Source organism: Streptococcus sp. AM43-2AT, from assembly GCF_003603405.1.
Classification (GTDB): Bacteria; Bacillota; Bacilli; order Lactobacillales; family Streptococcaceae; genus Streptococcus; species Streptococcus ilei.
Genome location: NZ_QTND01000002.1, coordinates 423,257 through 440,476, shown reverse-complemented (window position 1 = coordinate 440,476; position 17,220 = coordinate 423,257). Strand labels below are relative to the sequence as shown.

Here is a 17,220-nt window from a genome sequence, read left to right as displayed (position 1 = left end):
TCCGTTTTCTTCCATCCTGAGAAACGAGAATAAGGGAGAGTGAAATGCAAAAAGGTAGAAAAATTCAACGAGAATGGTCAAAAGTGCCAGGGGGGAATAAAAAAGTACCGGAGGTGTTTTCAGAAGGTCAACCACAAGGAGAGGTATTTGAATCCAAAGATCAATTTGAGGAAGACAAATATTCGAGATCAGATCGAGTATACGCATCCCAAATGGGCCAGTTCAAAGCATCCTGGTTTTCTCGTCGCAGTGGTCTCCTGAAGCTAGGGATAGGTCTTGTCGTCATTGTGTGTCTCTTTTGTGGGGCTCTCCACTATGTAAGATACCTTTCCCATCAAAGAGATTCCTATTCAACCACTAAAAAGACTGAGAAGCTCCCAACAGATTCATCCGTAAAAACTGAATTTACATTTTTTGGAGAAGATTCTCCTTATATTGACAAGGACCACAGAATTGAATTGTCCATAGAGGATTTCATTTCTTTAGTGAGAAAAGCGAATGAACCTAATGTAACGCCAGAGCAGATTGTCGATCAGATTGGGAAAGCGGTCTCTGGTCACCTGTCCTCTAGCTCCGACGGTAGCCAGAGAATCGGATTAGAATATGAGCTCGTCGGGGATACAGGGCGCTTGTCTCTTAATTTTCTGAAAGAACAAGATTCTATGGAACTCAGTAGTGTGACCTATTATACTAGGAAAAGTTTTAGAGGAGAAGTCACGAAAACAAGTAAAGACTATAAGGCTTTGCAAGCTTCATCTGAAGAAGGTCTAGAGTTGACAGAAGCTGTAAAAGAATTAGGAACTCCTGACTTTATGCATAATAATTATGCTATTGGGGGAGTCAAACGAATTACAATCGTCTATACTACAAGGGATAAGATGAGTGTCTTTATGTCTTTTGATGAAACTGGGGGAAGATTCCGTTTGAAAAGTATAAGGAGTGTTGAGGATAAATCATAATCGATAAGATCATCTGAGAATTCCTATTTAGGGGTTGTCAAAAAATTCTGGCCTCTCTACTTGTCTCTATTGGTCCAGAACGTGTTGCTTTGATGAAATCTTTAGATGAGAAAGAATTCTTGCAAATTATGCTATAATAGTAAAATCAAAGAGTTCGAAAGAAGCTCGTCTTCCTAGAGGATTGACTACATAGAACAAGAGGTATTGCCATGACTGCACAAAAAATGACTGCACAAGAGATTATCGCCTTTATCGGGAATGCAGAAAAGAAAACCAATGTAAAAGTAACCTTTGAAGGGGAACTGGCAGGAGATCTTCCAGCATCCGTTGTAAAATTAGGCAATGTCCTATTTGGAGACTGGAAAGAGATTGAGCCCCTTCTTGCCAACTTAACAGAAAACAAAGACTATATCGTAGAGCAAGATGGTCGCAATTCGGCGGTACCTTTGCTGGACAAGCGTTATTTGAATGCTCGGATTGAACCTGGTGCGATCATTCGAGACCAGGTGACCATTGAAGACAATGCGGTAATCATGATGGGAGCCGTCATCAATATCGGTGCTGAAATTGGTTCAGGGACCATGATCGATATGGGAGCTATTCTTGGTGGCCGTGCAACGGTTGGTAAAAACAGCCACATCGGGGCAGGAGCGGTTCTAGCTGGTGTCATTGAACCAGCCTCTGCAGAACCAGTCCGAATCGGGGATAACGTTTTGGTGGGAGCCAATGCCGTCGTCATCGAAGGGGTTCAAGTTGGGAATGGCTCCGTCGTAGCGGCAGGTGCGATTGTTACCCAGGATGTGCCTGAAAATGTAGTGGTAGCCGGTGTACCTGCGCGCGTGATCAAGACCATTGACGAGCAGACGCAACAAAAAACAGCACTTGAGGATGCTTTGCGTAACCTTTAAGAGTATAGAAGTAGGAAGCTGGGGGATACCTCGGCTTCTTCTCAAAAGAGAAAGACGAATATGACACTTGATTTAGTAAAGATTCGACGAGACCTGCATCAAATCCCAGAAATTGGACTAGAAGAATTTAAAACACAAGCCTATCTCTTGGAGCGCATCGCAGAAATCACCGAGGGGAAAGAGTTCGTCGAGCAGCGGACCTGGCGGACGGGCATCCTGGTTTTTCTGAAGGGTTCCAATCCCGAAAAGACCATTGGCTGGCGGACGGATATCGATGGACTGCCCATTGTTGAGCAGACTGGTCTTGACTTTGCGTCCCGTCACGAAGGTCGGATGCATGCCTGTGGCCATGATGTTCATATGACCCTAGCCTTGGGCTTATTGGAGCAACTGGTCCAAGAACGGCCTAAGAACAACCTCCTGTTCCTCTTTCAACCAGCTGAGGAAAATGAAGCTGGAGGCATGCTCATGTATGAGGATGGGGCCTTTGGAGACTGGTTGCCAGATCAATTCTATGGTCTCCATGTCCGACCAGACTTAAAGGTAGGTGAGATTGCGACCAATCGGGGGACCCTCTTTGCAGGGACCTGTGAAGTGAAGCTGACCTTTAAAGGAAAAGGTGGACACGCCGCTTTTCCGCATGAAGCTAAGGATGCCTTGGTTGCTGCCAGCTATTTTGTCACCCAGGTTCAAACCATTGTCAGCCGTAATGTCGATCCTATCGAGGGAGCAGTTGTGACCTTTGGTTCCATGCATGCGGGGACGACCAATAATGTCATTGCGGAGACGGCCTTTCTGCATGGGACGATTCGGACCCTGACCATGGAAATGAACCTCTTGATCCAGAAGCGACTCGAGACGATTGCGAGAGGAGCTGCAGCTGCTTTTGATATGGACATAGACTTAGAACTCAAGCAAGGGGGCTATTTGCCAGTGGAAAACAATCCAGACTTGGCAGATGAACTGATGACCTTCTTTGATCAAGCAGAAGATGTCACCTTGATTGATATCCTGCCCGCGATGACCGGAGAGGATTTTGGTTATCTCTTGTCAAAAGTGGATGGGGTCATGTTCTGGTTGGGAGTGGACAGTCCTTATGCCCTTCATCATCCTCAGATGAGTCCCAAGGAAGAGGCCTTGTCCTTCGGTGTAAAGGCCATTAGTCCTTTCTTACAAATGAAAGCTAATCAATAAAGAAAGATGGAAATGAAAGCAAGTATTCGAAAAAGTGTGTTGAAGAAGATGAAAGGTTTGGATCCAGAGACCAAGCGAAGGGCCGATCAAGCCTTGATCCAGCGTTTACGCTCTTTGTCAGCTTACCAAGAAGCAAGTGTTATAGCGTCCTATTTGTCCTTCCCGCATGAGCTGGATACGAGTATTCTGATTGACGCAGCTCAAGCAGATGGCAAGCAGGTCGTCATTCCGAAAACCTATCCAAAAGGACGCATGGAATTTGTGGCCTATGATCCTCAGAAGTTGAAACAAACATCCTTTGGCCTCATGGAACCAGAGGATGGGACTCAAGCAATAGATAAGTCGGAGATTGATCTAATCCATGTTCCCGGAGTAGCCTTTCAAAAGGATGGCTATCGGCTGGGTTATGGAGGAGGCTATTACGATCGCTATTTGGTAGATTTCGACGGAGCGACCGTCAGCACCATCTATGCTTGCCAAGAAGCAGACTTTTCACCTGCTCCCCATGATATCCCTGTTAAGGAGGTTCTAGTGGATGAATCAACTATTTGATAAGAAATACCCAGTGACCAGTAGCTTGCTTCTATTAACAGCTGGCGTTTTTCTATCCATGTTGCTGGTTCGTGGCTTTGACTATGAATCTGTCCAGACTGTTTATGATTTTGGGGGTGTCATAGGAGCTGAAATTCAGGTAGACCCGAGTCAGAGCTGGCGTTTGCTTGCTGCCATGTTTGTTCATATTGGCTTGCAACATTTTGTTTTAAACATGGTTACCCTCTATTTTCTCGGAAGAATCGCAGAGGATTTATTTGGCTCCAAAGCTTTTCTAGCCCTTTACATCTTGTCAGGTTTAATGGGCAATCTTTTTGTGATGATCTTTTCCCCAGAAGTCGTAGCAGCTGGGGCTTCTACCGCCTTGTTCGGCATCTTTGGGGCCATTGCCAGTTTGCGCTTCATTGCTCGGAGTCCCTACATTCAGTATCTGAGCCAAAGTTATACTTCATTGATCCTGGTCAATATCCTCTTTAGCTTTATGCCGGGGATTAGTCTGGCAGGTCACTTAGGAGGCTTGGTAGGAGGAGGGATTCTAGCCTTTGTCTTTCCAGTCTATGGTGAGCGAGATAGCGTGAAAAAAACTTGGCGCTTGGGAGCTCTGCTCCTTTATATAGCTGGGGCCACCCTTCTTTACGCTTGGCCTTTTATATTTTAGCCCTTCAAAGAATTTGTAACGAATTTGTAAATTATCTGAAAACTGAGTGAAGTCTCAGTTTTTTTGTATATAAAAACCAAAAACAAGCAGATACACCCAAAAAGATGCTCTAAAGGTGAATAAAGACAACATAAGAAAGCGCTTGCAAAAAGGGTTAAAAAGGAGTAAACTAGCAATTGTAAATATCTTTCTTATCCATTCATAAAATGGATAAAATATTAAATAAGAGGAGATTTGCAATGAAAAAATGGTTGATTAAGCTCTCGCTAGTAGCGATGGCTATATTGCTCCTTCCGTTTCAAGCTGTTGAGGCTTGCTGTGGATTTATCATTGGACGTCAGTTGACCAAGGATGGGACCACCCTGTTTGGCCGGACTGAGGACTATCCTTATTATCCAAATGGCGGAAAACACAACAAAAACTATGTTGTTGTTGATGCCAAGAATTATAAGGAAGGGGACCAAATTCAGGACGAATCCAATGGTTTCACCTATCCTCATGCTGCCAGTGAAATGAAATACACAGCTACCTATGACTCCGCTCGTGGAGACGGTAGCAACGGTGCTTTCGGAGAACATGGCTTCAACGAAGCGGGTGTTTCAATGACTGCCACTGTTACAGCAATCCCAAATAAAAAAGTATTAGCAAAAGATCCACTAAAAGAAGATGGACTTCCAGAAGCTGCTATGCTCGATGTGATTTTACCTCGTGCAAAAACAGCTCGTGAAGCAATCGAATTACTTGGAAAAGTTATCGAAGAAAAGGGATCAGCCGAAGGAAATACAGTTGTAGTTGCTGACCAAAACGAAACCTGGTATATGGAAATCCTTTCAGGTCACCAATATGTAGCGGTGAAGGTACCAGAAGATAAATATGCAGTCTTTGCAAATACCTACTACCTTGGTCACGTTGATTTGAATGATAAGGAAAATGTTATCGCTTCAAAAGATGTTGAAAAAGTAGCAAAAGAATCAGGAAGTTACAAGACTGATAAAGATGGCAACTTCCATATTGCTAAGTCTTACGGACCTGAAAAATATGCAGAAGGAGACCGTTCTCGGACTTATGCAGGGATTACAGTACTTGATCCAAATTCAAAAGTGACTTACGAGGATGATGAATACGAACTCTTCCGCTCACCAACTGATCCAAATAAGAAATTTACATTAGAAGATGCCTTTGCTCTCCAACGCAACCGTTTTGAACACTTGAATGGTCGCTTTGTACCGGACGATCAAATCGGTGTCAAGAAACAAGGTGACAATGGTGCAAACGACACAGTTCGCAAAGATCAATACAAATATGCACTAGGTAATGAAAATGTTATTGATGCCCATGTCTATCAAATCAATCCAAAACTACCAAAATCATTTGGTGGTACAGTTTGGCTAGGAATGGGACCATCACGGAACACTCCATATGTCCCATTCTATGGAAATGTGAAAGACACTCATGAAGTCTTTAAACCACAAACAGAAACCTATGATCCAAATTCTTGGTATTGGACTGTTTGGCATATTGACAACATGGCAATCAACAATCAAGATATCTTTGGAAAAACCGTCCAAGAACATTGGAAAGCACTAGAAAAAGGATTTATTGCTGATCAAGAGAAGAAAGATATTGAATATTATTCACTAAAAGATCAACCGGAAGCTGCAAAAGCTGCTGAAGATAAAGTAACGAAAGATGCCCTTGACTTGTCTGATCGCCTTTTCCAACACTTCAAAGATTATGAAAGATTAATGGAAAAACAATTAGAGGCAGCTGGACGCAAGTCAGATCCTTATCGTGCTTCTAAACCAGATAATTATAAAGATCCTGAAGAGTCTAAAGATCCTAAAGAGCCTAAGAAACCAGACACACCAACAGTTTCAGAAAAACCACAAGTTGACGGAAATATTACAAAAATTGAAATTCCTGCTTCTTATTATAGGGCTACCCCTTCTAATAAGGATATCCCAGCAAATGCAGAAGGAAATCCAAACAATCGCTTTGGCTATGCTGCTAACAAGGACAAACAACCATCTGCACCTACCCAAGTAGCAACCCCTGCGAAGCCTGAAGAAACTGTTCAAGCTCCAGCTGAAGCTCCTGTAGCAGGAAACAGTGTAAACAACAATAATCGCTTCGGTTCTAATTTCAATCCAGGTGAAATTGAGACTTACCCAAATACAAATTATTCTTACAATGTTCATCCTTAAAAAATAGATAAACAAGAGAATAAATGAAAGAGGAGGCTGGGACAAAAGTCCTAGCCTCTCAATTATGCGGAGGTGGGACGACGAAATCGAATTCTAACGAATGACCGATTTCTGTCCCACTCTCTTCTTTTTTACAAGAAAAAAGAGATTGACCATTTTGTAGAGTGGCGAACCACTTACACCATATGGTCAGTCTCTTTTGCATCCTTCAGATTCGTATATGGTTTAGTCCGAAGTTTGTTCAGATGTTTCTAATTTTTTTCCAAGATCAATGATGTATTGTTTGAGATCATCTTTAACCTGTGGGTGTTGCAAGGCATAATCAATAGATGTTTTCATAAAACCAAACTTATCCCCTACATCGTAGCGTCTGCCCTTAAATTCACGGGCAAATACTCGTTGGGTCTTGTTTAAGGTATCAATGGCATCCGTTAATTGGATTTCATTTCCAGCGCCTGGTTTTTGGTTTTCCAAAATCTGGAAGATTTCTGGAGTCAGTAAGTAACGACCGATAATGGCAAGGTCACTCGGTGCCTCTTCAGGTGCCGGTTTTTCGACAAAGGTTTCAACGCTATAGAGTCCGTTGATGCCTTCCCCTTGAGGAGCAATGACACCGTAGGCAGAAACTTCTTCATGGGGAACTTTCATGACAGCAATGGTTGAAGCATGTGTCTCATCGTAGTCATTCATCAATTGCTTAGTGAGCGTAGTCGCTGTATCATCTGTAATATCCATGAGGTCATCACCCAGCATCACAACGAAAGGCTCATTCCCAACGAAGGCCTTCGCCTGAAGGACAGCATCTCCAAGGCCGTTCGGATGTTTTTGACGAATGAAGTGGAGGCGCATCCCGGTAGTTTCATCGACCAGTTTCAACAGGTCATTTTTCCCTTTTTCCTTGAGGTTGTACTCAAGTTCAAAGTTTGAGTCGAAGTGGTCTTCGATCGAACGTTTTGATTTACCAGTGACAACGAGAATATCCTCGATGCCAGCCTTAAGGGCTTCCTCAACGATGAATTGGATGGTTGGCTTATCCACGATTGGCAGCATTTCTTTGGCCAGGGCTTTAGTAGCAGGTAGGAAACGAGTTCCAAGTCCAGCCGCAGGAATGACTGCTTTTCTAACTTTTGTCATAATAATTCCTTTCTAACTGAAGAATGATTGGTTGTTGATCTGATTGGGAAGGAAGAATTCCTTAGTTCCACTCATTTTCTTCTTTAAATTCGTTGCTCATCATGAAGTTGATGGCTTCACGAATATCTTGCCCTTCATAAATTACTTGGTATATGGCTTGTGTGATTGGCATGTAGACGTCTAGCTCTTGAGCCAGTTCGTAGGCAGCCTTAGTGGTTGAAATCCCTTCGATGATCATGCCCATGTTGGCTTCGATATCTTCCAGTTTTTCACCGCGACCGAGGGCATCCCCAGCTCGCCAGTTCCGAGAGTGGATGGAAGTCCCTGTCACGATCAGGTCCCCAACTCCGGATAGTCCACTATAGGTTAAGGGGCTGGCACCTAGTTTAACACCTAGACGGGTAATTTCAGCTAGTCCACGTGTGATGATGGCAGCCTTGGCATTGTCCCCAAAGCCGAGTCCATGGAGGGCTCCAGCACCAACAGCGATAATATTTTTCAAAGCTCCAGCTGTCTCTACCCCAATCACATCTGTATTGGTATAGAGGCGGAAGTAGTGGTTACTGAAGAGTTCTTGAACATAACGAGCTGTTTCTAAATCTTTAGAAGCCGCTGTGATCAGAGTGATATCGCGAACGATGGTTTCTTCAGCGTGACTTGGCCCAGACACAACCACAATCTCGCTACGTAGAGAAGCAGGGATTTCCTCTTCTAAGATTTGAGAAATCCGTTTGTGACTATTTGGTTCTAGTCCTTTGGACGCGTGCATGACCTTGACAGGATGGTCCAGAGTCTCAGCGACTTGTTTAGCTACCAAGCGGGTTACCTTAGTCGGAACCACAAAGAGGATGGCATCTACACTGTCCAAGGCTGCTTTCAGATCGGTCGTAGCGGTAATCTGATCACTAATAACGATATCTTTAAAATAGCGCTGATTGGTATGATTGGTGTTAATTTCATCGATCTGTTCTTGGATATTTCCCCAGAGACGGACTTCATGGCCGTTATCATTGAGGACTTGTGAAAGGGCTGTTCCCCATGAACCAGGACCCAATACTGCAACGGTTTGTTTTTCCATTGTATCTTCCATTTCTATATCTATTTTCAAGCAAGTCTAGAAATCTAGGACTTGCATCTTCAAAAACGCTCCAAGAGGGCCTTGAAGAATGATCCTATTCTTCTCTCTATTTTAACATAATATAGGCAAAAAAACTTGTATAACTATCAATTGTTTTGTGAAGACAATTCATTTAGGAAGGAAACTAAATAAAAAATGTTACTTTATAGTTGCATTATTACTAGTTTGTGGTATAATAATTTCACTTATTATTATGAATATAAGGGGAGAAAAAATGAAAAAGTTGGCAATATATCTATTGATGACGCTTTCATTGTTGATGGTAAGCTTTACGCTTTTTTCAAAAATTGTAAATGCAGAAACGTCAAAAAAAGTGGATGTCATCACGGATGTAAAGATTCAAAATGATAAAGGTGAAGCTTTGACAGGACCGGTTGGTCGATACGATAGTTTCCGTCTGAATGCAAAGTTTGCTTTGGAGGGAAAAAATGTTACAGCTGGAGATACCACAGAAGTTAGCGTTGCCTCTCCAATAGATATCAAATCTCAAGATTTTGAGATTAATGACTCAATTACTGGTAAATTGATCGCTAATGCAAAGGTTGACGCTGCGACTGGTAAAATTATCTTGACCTTTACAAAATTTGTGGAAGAAAAAAATGATGTTTCAGGTTCATTTTTCTTCTATGCTCAAGTTAATAAAGTAAAATCTCCAAATGATGGAGAGGTTCCAGTTAAGGTTTCTGTAAATGATAAAGTGAAATTCACAGGAAAAGTTACAAGTGGGACAATCGGTGGAGGTAACCGCTACTCTATCATTAAATCGGGTTGGAGCGAAAAAGGAAACAAAGAGCTTGGCTTCCGAATTTCTGTAAACAGAACGAATGAAGTCATTAATGATGCTGTTGTTACAGATACCTTGAAATCACCAGGTATCACCTACAAGCCAGGAAGTTTCAAGATTAAAAAAGGAACTTGGGAATATAACAATGGTAAATGGGAACTCAAAAACGCAAAAGATGTTACCGCTGACTATACAGTGAATATTAATGGAAATTCATTTTCTATTAATCTAGGTAATATTGCTGCTGATGATCAATTTGCTATTGAATATGAGACAGATGTAAACTATGCTGTTGTTGATGGTGAAAAAATTCTTAACCAAGCTACTATCAAGGGAAGCAATAAGGATGAATACTCATCAAATAGTACAGTGAAAATCCAAATTGCTGGTGGTGAAGGTATTGGTTACGAATTTAGTATTAAAGTTACTAAGGTAGACGAACAAAACAGACCTCTTAAAGGAGCAAAATTCCAAGTTGTTCGACAAGCAACTGGTCAAGTGATTGGTGAATTCGAGTCAGATGCGAACGGTGAATTTACTGTCAAGAACATCCTTCGTGACAAATACATCATCAAAGAAATTCAAGCTCCGGAAGGCTATGGGTTGGCAGAAGATACAATTGTTGAAGCTAGTGAATTTACGACACCAACTAAACCTGTTAGCAAAACAATTGTAAACAAGAAAGAGAAGCCAGCTAAGACTCAAGCTACTATCGAGCTGGATAAAAATCTTACAGGTCGTGACTTGGTAGACGGCGAGTTTAGCTTTGAATTGTACGAAGGTGAAAACAAGCTTCAAACAACGACTAACCAAAGTGGGAAAATTACATTCGAACCGATTGAGTTCACAGCAGAAGGTGAACATACATACACTGTAAAAGAAGTCAAAGGTAATGATGCCACTATTACTTACGATGCCTCTGAAAAACAAGTGACTGTTAAAGTCACTCGTGATGGAGATGCCTTGAAGGCAGAAGTCGTCTATCCAGAAAGCAAAACATTTACCAATGCCTTCACACCAAACGCAACAACTGCAACAATTGAGTTGTCTAAAGAGTTGACAGGTCGTGACTTGGTAGACGGTGAGTTTAGCTTTGAATTGTATGAAGGTGCAAACAAACTTCAAACTGTTACCAACAAATCTGGCAAAGTGACCTTTGATGCTATCTCTTACACAGCAGAAGGTGAACACACTTACACTGTGAAAGAGGTCAAAGGCGATAATGCCACTATTGCTTACGACACAGCCGAAAAACAAGTGACTGTTAAAGTTACTCGTGACGGAGATGCCTTGCAGGCAGAAGTCGTCTATCCAGAAAACAAAACATTTACCAATGCCTTCACACCAAACGCAACAACTGCAACAATTGAGTTGACGAAAGAGTTGACAGGTCGTGAATTGGTAGACGGTGAGTTTAGCTTTGAATTGTACGAAGGTGCAAACAAACTTCAAACTGTTACCAACAAATCTGGCAAAGTGACCTTTGATGCTATCTCTTACACAGCAGAAGGTGAACACACTTACACTGTGAAGGAAGTCAAGGGGAACGTACCAGGTATCACATACGATACAGCCGAAAAACAAGTAACCGTTCAGGTAACTAAAGATGGAGACAACCTAAAAGCAACAGTTGTCTATCCAGAAAGCAAGGTCTTTGCAAATACTTACTCAGCTCCAAGTCCAGCAAAAGCTCAGATTTCAGCTAGCAAGATTTTAGAAGGTCGTGACCTAAAAGATGGCGAATTCAGTTTTAACTTGTTGGATGAAGCTGGAGAAGTTCTTCAAACAAAACAAAATGCAGCAGATGGTTCTGTAGCATTTGACGAAATTTCTTATTCACAAGAAGATGCAGGAAAAACTTTCCACTACACGATTAAGGAAGTAATCCCTCAATCTCAAGAAAAAGGAATGACCTACGATCAAGCGAGCATCGAAGTGACAGTAACTGTTACGAAAGATGATGCAAGCAATACCATCAAGGCTACAGTGGCGTATGGTGCGAAGACATCCTTCACCAATACCTTTGTCACAAGTGAAATCCCACCAACTCCACCAGTCGTTGAAAAACCAGAAGCTAAGCTTTATACGATTCAGCTTCACAAGGTCAATGGTGAAGGTCGAGCTTTAGCGGGAGCTGTCTTTGGACTCTTTGAAGCGGATGGTAGCACTCCAGTTGCCAACCCATATGGCGAAGGTCAAGCGACAGCGACATCCGATGCTAATGGTCTTGTAAGCTTTGTAGGCTTTGAGGCTAAGGATTATGTAGTGAAAGAATTGACAGCACCAGAAGGTTACCAACTTTCAACAGCTTCAATCGCTGTCTCTGCAACAGAATTGAGCGCTGCGTCAGATTTGGTAGTGGATAAAGGAAATGTGGTGAACCAACCGTTTACTGAAATCCCACCAACTCCGCCAGTTGTTGAAAAACCGGAATTGACTCTCTACAGCATTCAATTGCACAAAGTTAACAATGAAGGCAAAGCCTTAGCAGGAGCAGTCTTTGGACTCTTTGAAGCAGATGGTGTGACACCAGTAGCTAATCCATATGGTGAAGGTCAAGCGACAGCGACATCAGATGCCAATGGTCTCGTTACCTTTACAGGGCTTGAAGCCAAGGATTATGTAGTGAAAGAAATCACTGCTCCAGAAGGATACCAACTTTCTGAAGAAGCGATTACTGTCTCATCTAGTCAATTGATTGCTTCAACTGATCAAGTACTTGATCAAGGTAAAGTTGTCAATAAACCATTCACTGCTATTCCACCAACTCCACCGGTAGTTGAGAAACCAGAATTGAAGCTTTACACCATTCAGCTTCACAAGGTAAATCCATTCTACCAAGATCTAGCAGGAGCAGTCTTCGGACTCTTTGAGGCAGATGGTGTGACACCAGTTGCCAATCCATATGGCGAAGGTCAAGCGACAGCAACATCTGATGCCAATGGTCTTGTAAGATTTGTAGGCTTTGAGGCTAAGGATTATGTGGTGAAAGAATTGACTGCTCCAGCAGGATACCAACTTTCAACTGATTCAATCACTGTTTCTGCGGCGGAATTAACTGCTGCGACAAATTTGGTAGTAGATAAAGGGAATGTTGTCAATCAATTGACTCCTCCAAAAGGGAATACCCCGCCACCTTCTACTGACAAACCAAGAAAAGAAATCCCATCAAATCCTCCAAAAGGGAATACCCCACCACCTTCTACTGAAAAACCAGAAAAAGAAATTCCATCAAATCCTCCAAAAGAAGATAAAAAAGAAGTTCTTCCTTCTACTGGTCAATCAATGAGTGAAGGACTAGTGGCTACAGGACTCGCATTGGCGGTTGCTGGAAGTGCCTTGGTTTACAAAAAACGTGAGAATTAATCTCTAAAACAGGTTTTGTTCTAGCCTTGCTAGACAAGCCTGTTTTTTTGATTTGGGTGATAAAAAATATTTATCAGGCCCTTAAAAAATACATATTAGACGCTCTAAGGGTGGGATGATAAAATAGGGAATAGAAATATCAAAGGAGGGAAGGCCATGTGTAGAACGATTGTTGGAGTCTCTGCCAATCTATGTGCAGTGGATCCAGATGGGAAAAATATCCATTCGTCTGTATCTTGTAAATTTGCGGAAACCATTAAGCAAGTAGGTGGCCTTCCTATGGTCATCCCAGTGGGAGACCCATCTTTTGCCAAGGATTATATCGAAACAGTGGACAAGCTCATCCTCAGTGGAGGGCAAAATGTCCATCCTAGCTTTTATGGCGAAGAGATCACCGTCGAAAGTGATGACTACAATCTCGAGCGCGATCAGTTTGAATTGGCCTTGCTAAAAGAAGCGGTCCGTCAAAACAAGCCCGTCCTAGCTATCTGTCGTGGCGTTCAGTTGGTCAATGTTGCCTTTGGTGGGACTCTCCATCAAGAAGTAGAAGGGCACTGGCAGGGCCTCCCTTTTGGGACTTCTCATTCAATTGAGACCAAAAAAGGCAGTGTGGTGGAGCGACTCTTTGGGCAAGCCAGCCAGATCAATTCTGTTCATCGCCAAAGCATCAAGGACTTGGCGCCTAACTTTCGAGTGACAGCCATTGACCCACGAGATCAGACCATTGAAGCCATCGAAGCAGTGGATGGGCATCGCATCATCGGCTTGCAATGGCATCCAGAGTTCCTAGTCAAAGAAGAAAAAGGCAATCTCGAACTCTTCCGCTATCTTTTACAAGAATTGTAAACTCTTTAGGATTTTTTAAGGAGAAAGAGGTAAACTAGTCTCATCAACAAAGACCTCCTAACTTTGTTTGATACAGTTTACTTTTTTCATATAATCTCCTGCAAAAGTCTCCTCGTCTGAGGGGGCTTTTGTGTGTTTGTCAGGAAAAATACGAATAGTAGTATAGGGGAGACGCTAGGCCAAAGTGATGGTATAATAGAAGAGATAGAAACTATTTAGAATGAAAGAGGAATTATGATGACAAAAATTCGTGGATTTGAACTTGTATCAACCTATACCAATCAGGACTTGCTTCCAAAACGGGAGACAGCCCACGCAGCTGGCTACGACTTAAAGGTGGCCGAGCGCACAGTCATTGCACCAGGAGAAATCGTCCTCGTCCCAACTGGGGTCAAGGCCTATATGCAACCGACTGAGGTGCTCTATCTCTATGACCGCTCGTCTAATCCTCGCAAGAAGGGATTGGTCTTGATTAACTCTGTTGGGGTTATCGATGGAGACTACTACGGCAATCCAGGAAATGAAGGCCATATCTTTGCACAGATGAAAAATATTACGGACCAAGAAGTCGTTCTTGAAGTTGGGGAACGTGTAGTTCAGGCTGTCTTTGCTCCTTTCTTAATTGCAGATGGAGATGAGGCAGACGGCGTGCGGACTGGTGGCTTTGGATCAACTGGGCACTAAGATGAAGATTATCTTTGTCCGTCACGGGGAGCCAGATTATCGTGTGTTAGAGGAGCGTGCTTATTCCGGATTTGGAATGGATTTAGCTCCCTTATCTGAGAAGGGAAGGAAACAGGCTCAGGACCTTTGCCAAAACCCCTTGTTCCAATCAGCTGATCTGCTAGTAGCTTCAGCAGTAACGCGAGCTTTAGAAACGGCTTCTTATCTGGCTTGTGCTACGGGCCTACCTTTGAAAGTGGAACCCTTATTGCACGAATGGCAGGTCTACGAAAGTGGAAGAAAGAATTTTGAAACAGCTCGGACTCTGTTTCTAGAAAATAATGGGAAGCTCCTTCCGGATAGCCCGATACAATATGAAACCGCTGAGGATATGAGAGTTCGCTTTATTGAATCGTTGGCCAAGTACCGAGACTATCAGAAGATTGTAGTGGTTACCCATCGCATGCTCATGCGTCAATTTGTACCGAATGAAACCATTGATTTTTGCCAAGTGATTGAGTGTGAGATAGAGATTTAGAAAGAGGTTTATCATCGCAAAGAAAAAAACGACATTTGTGTGTCAAAATTGTGCTTATAATTCACCCAAATACCTAGGGCGCTGTCCTAACTGTGGGGCCTGGTCTTCTTTTGTTGAGGAGGTCGAGGTTGCAGAGGTCAAGAATGCACGGGTATCCTTGACGGGTGAAAAGACCAAACCCATGAAATTGGCGGACGTGACCTCTATCAATGTTCACCGGACCAAGACGGAGATGGAGGAATTCAACCGTGTGCTTGGAGGAGGAGTGGTGCCAGGAAGTCTAGTCCTCATCGGTGGGGATCCAGGGATCGGGAAATCAACCCTGCTCCTCCAAGTGTCGACCCAGTTGTCTCAAGTGGGAACGGTACTCTATGTCAGCGGAGAGGAATCAGCCCAGCAGATTAAACTGCGAGCAGAGCGCTTGGGAGATATCGACAGTGAGTTTTATCTTTATGCCGAGACCAATATGCAAAGCGTGCGAGCAGAAGTGGAGCGCATCCAGCCTAACTTCCTCATCATTGACTCTATTCAGACCATTATGTCTCCTGAGATCTCAGGGGTGCAGGGGTCTGTTTCTCAGGTGCGTGAGGTGACAGCTGAACTCATGCAGCTGGCTAAGACTAATAACATTGCCATCTTTATCGTAGGGCATGTGACCAAGGAAGGGACCTTGGCAGGACCTCGGATGTTGGAACACATGGTGGATACGGTGCTCTACTTTGAGGGTGAACGCCACCACACCTTCCGGATCCTGAGAGCGGTCAAGAACCGCTTTGGCTCCACCAATGAGATTGGGATTTTCGAGATGCAGTCAGGCGGCCTGGTTGAGGTCCTTAATCCCAGTCAGGTCTTTCTAGAAGAACGCCTGGATGGGGCGACTGGCTCTGCCATTGTCGTCACCATGGAAGGAAGCAGACCAATCTTGGCGGAAGTTCAGGCCTTGGTGACACCGACTGTATTTGGAAATGCCAAGCGGACGACAACGGGTCTTGACTTTAATCGGGTCAGCCTCATTATGGCTGTGTTAGAGAAACGTTGCGGGCTCCTTCTTCAAAATCAGGATGCCTATCTCAAGTCGGCCGGTGGTGTCAAACTGGACGAACCAGCCATTGACCTATCTGTAGCGGTGGCTATTGCTTCCAGCTACAAGGAGCTTCCAACCAATCCGCAAGAGGCCTTTATCGGTGAGATTGGCTTGACTGGCGAGATTCGCCGAGTGACTCGGATCGAGCAACGGATCAATGAAGCGGCGAAACTTGGTTTCACTAAGATTTATGCACCTAAAAATTCTCTCCAAGGGATCGCGATCCCAGACGGTATTCAAGTAATAGCAGTCTCCACGGTAGGGGAAGTTTTGAAAAAAGTCTTTTCTTAACTAGATCTTGGAATCGTTTGCAAAAAGGTTTTTCCTGTGCTATACTTTTTCTATACTTACTAAACATAGGGGGTACTTATTTTGCAATTTTTTACAGATAACAATGTGCAGTTCCCTTTGGTCGAGCTGTCTCTCAATCAAGGTGAAACTGTCTATATTCAACGGGGGAGTATGGTCTACCATACGCCTAATGTGACCCTCAACACCAAATTAAATGCGAGTGGCTCTGGTGTGGGACGCTTTGTGAAAGCAGTTGGACGGTCAATGGTTTCGGGTGAAAGTACCTTTATCACTCAGGTATTTGCCCAGTCTAATAATGCTTACCTAGCATTAGCACCCGACTCACCAGGTCAGGTGGTGCCACTCTACTTGGGCGAAAAGCAGTATCGATTGAACGATGGTGCCTTCCTTGCACTGGATGGTTCAGCTTTCTATACAATGGAAACCCAATCGATTGGTAAGGCTCTCTTTGGTGGTCAGGGTGGATTCTTCGTCATGACGACCCAAGGTCAAGGGACCCTCTTGGTGAATGCCTACGGCTCAATTAAAAAAATTGAGCTAAACAATCAAGAAATCACCATCGATAATGCCCATGTCGTTGCTTGGAGCCAGTCTTTGGATTACAATATCCATTTGGAAAATGGTTTCTGGCAATCCATCGGAACGGGTGAAGGTGTTGTCAATACCTTTAGAGGGACTGGTGAGGTCTATGTTCAAAGTCTCAACCTTCAGACCTTTGCTGGCTTGCTGAATCGTTATTTACCAAGACGATCATAAGATAAGAAAGGAGTGTAGAAGTCGGTTTGCTTTTGCTCTCCTTTTTCATGTAGGCTGACAACTGACAATCTGGGAAAAAGATGGTAAGATAGAGTGTAAATAATTTGGTGTTCAAACTATTTTA

14 protein-coding genes are annotated in these 17,220 nt (G+C 43.3%); 12 read left to right on the top strand and 2 right to left on the bottom strand.

The features are described 5' to 3' along the window. The first annotated feature begins 44 nt into the window (after positions 1–44). From DW930_RS06695 to DW930_RS06670, 6 genes are all read left to right on the top strand, one after another. Entirely contained in the window at positions 45–959 is a 915-nt protein-coding gene (locus DW930_RS06695; RefSeq protein WP_023024610.1) for a hypothetical protein, read from the top strand. A gap of 209 nt (positions 960–1,168) precedes the next feature. After that, a complete protein-coding gene (gene dapD, locus DW930_RS06690) occupies positions 1,169–1,867 on the top strand; it encodes a 2,3,4,5-tetrahydropyridine-2,6-dicarboxylate N-acetyltransferase (RefSeq protein WP_123159620.1) in 699 nt (232 codons plus the stop codon). 60 nt (positions 1,868–1,927) lie between these two features. Next, positions 1,928–3,061 (top strand): N-acetyldiaminopimelate deacetylase, encoded by a 1,134-nt coding sequence (locus DW930_RS06685; RefSeq protein WP_123159619.1) that lies wholly within the window; start codon positions 1,928–1,930, stop codon positions 3,059–3,061. 12 nt (positions 3,062–3,073) lie between these two features. After that, complete coding sequence (locus DW930_RS06680; RefSeq protein WP_123159618.1) at positions 3,074–3,613, top strand: 5-formyltetrahydrofolate cyclo-ligase; 540 nt, start codon at positions 3,074–3,076, stop codon at positions 3,611–3,613. Further along, positions 3,597–4,271, top strand: coding sequence for a rhomboid family intramembrane serine protease (locus tag DW930_RS06675; protein ID WP_123159617.1), 675 nt, complete (start codon positions 3,597–3,599; stop codon positions 4,269–4,271). Before DW930_RS06680 ends, DW930_RS06675 begins: the two co-directional genes overlap by 17 nt. Positions 4,272–4,510: 239 nt before the next feature. Beyond that, positions 4,511–6,475: a C69 family dipeptidase gene (locus tag DW930_RS06670; protein ID WP_123159616.1), complete on the top strand. Its 1,965-nt coding sequence runs from the start codon at positions 4,511–4,513 to the stop codon at positions 6,473–6,475. 225 nt (positions 6,476–6,700) lie between these two features. Here DW930_RS06670 and galU read toward each other — a convergent pair whose 3' ends face one another. Further along, entirely contained in the window at positions 6,701–7,609 is a 909-nt protein-coding gene (gene galU / locus DW930_RS06665; protein WP_123159615.1) for a UTP--glucose-1-phosphate uridylyltransferase GalU, read from the bottom strand. 61 nt (positions 7,610–7,670) lie between these two features. Next, entirely contained in the window at positions 7,671–8,687 is a 1,017-nt protein-coding gene (locus DW930_RS06660; protein ID WP_117744778.1) for an NAD(P)H-dependent glycerol-3-phosphate dehydrogenase, read from the bottom strand. Positions 8,688–8,961: 274 nt separating this feature from the next. Between DW930_RS06660 and DW930_RS06655 the strand changes: the two genes are divergently transcribed. From DW930_RS06655 to DW930_RS06630, 6 genes are all read left to right on the top strand, one after another. Further along, entirely contained in the window at positions 8,962–12,897 is a 3,936-nt protein-coding gene (locus tag DW930_RS06655) for an FctA domain-containing protein (protein ID WP_165851215.1), read from the top strand. A gap of 156 nt (positions 12,898–13,053) precedes the next feature. Further along, positions 13,054–13,743 (top strand): gamma-glutamyl-gamma-aminobutyrate hydrolase family protein, encoded by a 690-nt coding sequence (locus DW930_RS06650; RefSeq protein WP_123159613.1) that lies wholly within the window; start codon positions 13,054–13,056, stop codon positions 13,741–13,743. Positions 13,744–13,980: 237 nt separating this feature from the next. After that, complete coding sequence (locus DW930_RS06645; RefSeq protein WP_042361437.1) at positions 13,981–14,427, top strand: dUTP diphosphatase; 447 nt, start codon at positions 13,981–13,983, stop codon at positions 14,425–14,427. Beyond that, positions 14,378–14,944 (top strand): histidine phosphatase family protein, encoded by a 567-nt coding sequence (locus DW930_RS06640; RefSeq protein WP_123159612.1) that lies wholly within the window; start codon positions 14,378–14,380, stop codon positions 14,942–14,944. The genes DW930_RS06645 and DW930_RS06640 overlap by 50 nt, the downstream gene beginning before the upstream one ends. A gap of 13 nt (positions 14,945–14,957) precedes the next feature. Beyond that, a complete protein-coding gene (gene radA / locus DW930_RS06635) occupies positions 14,958–16,319 on the top strand; it encodes a DNA repair protein RadA (RefSeq protein ID WP_081698230.1) in 1,362 nt (453 codons plus the stop codon). Positions 16,320–16,400: 81 nt separating this feature from the next. Further along, on the top strand, positions 16,401–17,096 hold the full coding sequence (locus DW930_RS06630; protein ID WP_023027329.1) for a TIGR00266 family protein: 696 nt from the start codon (positions 16,401–16,403) through the stop codon (positions 17,094–17,096). Positions 17,097–17,220 lie beyond the last annotated feature (124 nt).

Excerpts from the sequence above, each read along its gene's own strand:
- DW930_RS06660 (WP_117744778.1), bottom strand. The coding sequence starts at position 8,687 with ATGGAAAAACAAACCGTTGCAGTATTGGGTCCTGGTTCATGGGGAACA.
- DW930_RS06645 (WP_042361437.1), top strand. The coding sequence starts at position 13,981 with ATGACAAAAATTCGTGGATTTGAACTTGTATCAACCTATACCAATCAG.
- DW930_RS06680 (WP_123159618.1), top strand. The coding sequence starts at position 3,074 with ATGAAAGCAAGTATTCGAAAAAGTGTGTTGAAGAAGATGAAAGGTTTG.
- galU (WP_123159615.1), bottom strand. The coding sequence starts at position 7,609 with ATGACAAAAGTTAGAAAAGCAGTCATTCCTGCGGCTGGACTTGGAACT.
- DW930_RS06655 (WP_165851215.1), top strand. The coding sequence starts at position 8,962 with ATGAAAAAGTTGGCAATATATCTATTGATGACGCTTTCATTGTTGATG.
- DW930_RS06650 (WP_123159613.1), top strand. The coding sequence starts at position 13,054 with ATGTGTAGAACGATTGTTGGAGTCTCTGCCAATCTATGTGCAGTGGAT.
- DW930_RS06675 (WP_123159617.1), top strand. The coding sequence starts at position 3,597 with ATGAATCAACTATTTGATAAGAAATACCCAGTGACCAGTAGCTTGCTT.
- DW930_RS06685 (WP_123159619.1), top strand. The coding sequence starts at position 1,928 with ATGACACTTGATTTAGTAAAGATTCGACGAGACCTGCATCAAATCCCA.
- dapD (WP_123159620.1), top strand. The coding sequence starts at position 1,169 with ATGACTGCACAAAAAATGACTGCACAAGAGATTATCGCCTTTATCGGG.
- DW930_RS06670 (WP_123159616.1), top strand. The coding sequence starts at position 4,511 with ATGAAAAAATGGTTGATTAAGCTCTCGCTAGTAGCGATGGCTATATTG.
- DW930_RS06640 (WP_123159612.1), top strand. The coding sequence starts at position 14,378 with ATGAGGCAGACGGCGTGCGGACTGGTGGCTTTGGATCAACTGGGCACT.
- DW930_RS06695 (WP_023024610.1), top strand. The coding sequence starts at position 45 with ATGCAAAAAGGTAGAAAAATTCAACGAGAATGGTCAAAAGTGCCAGGG.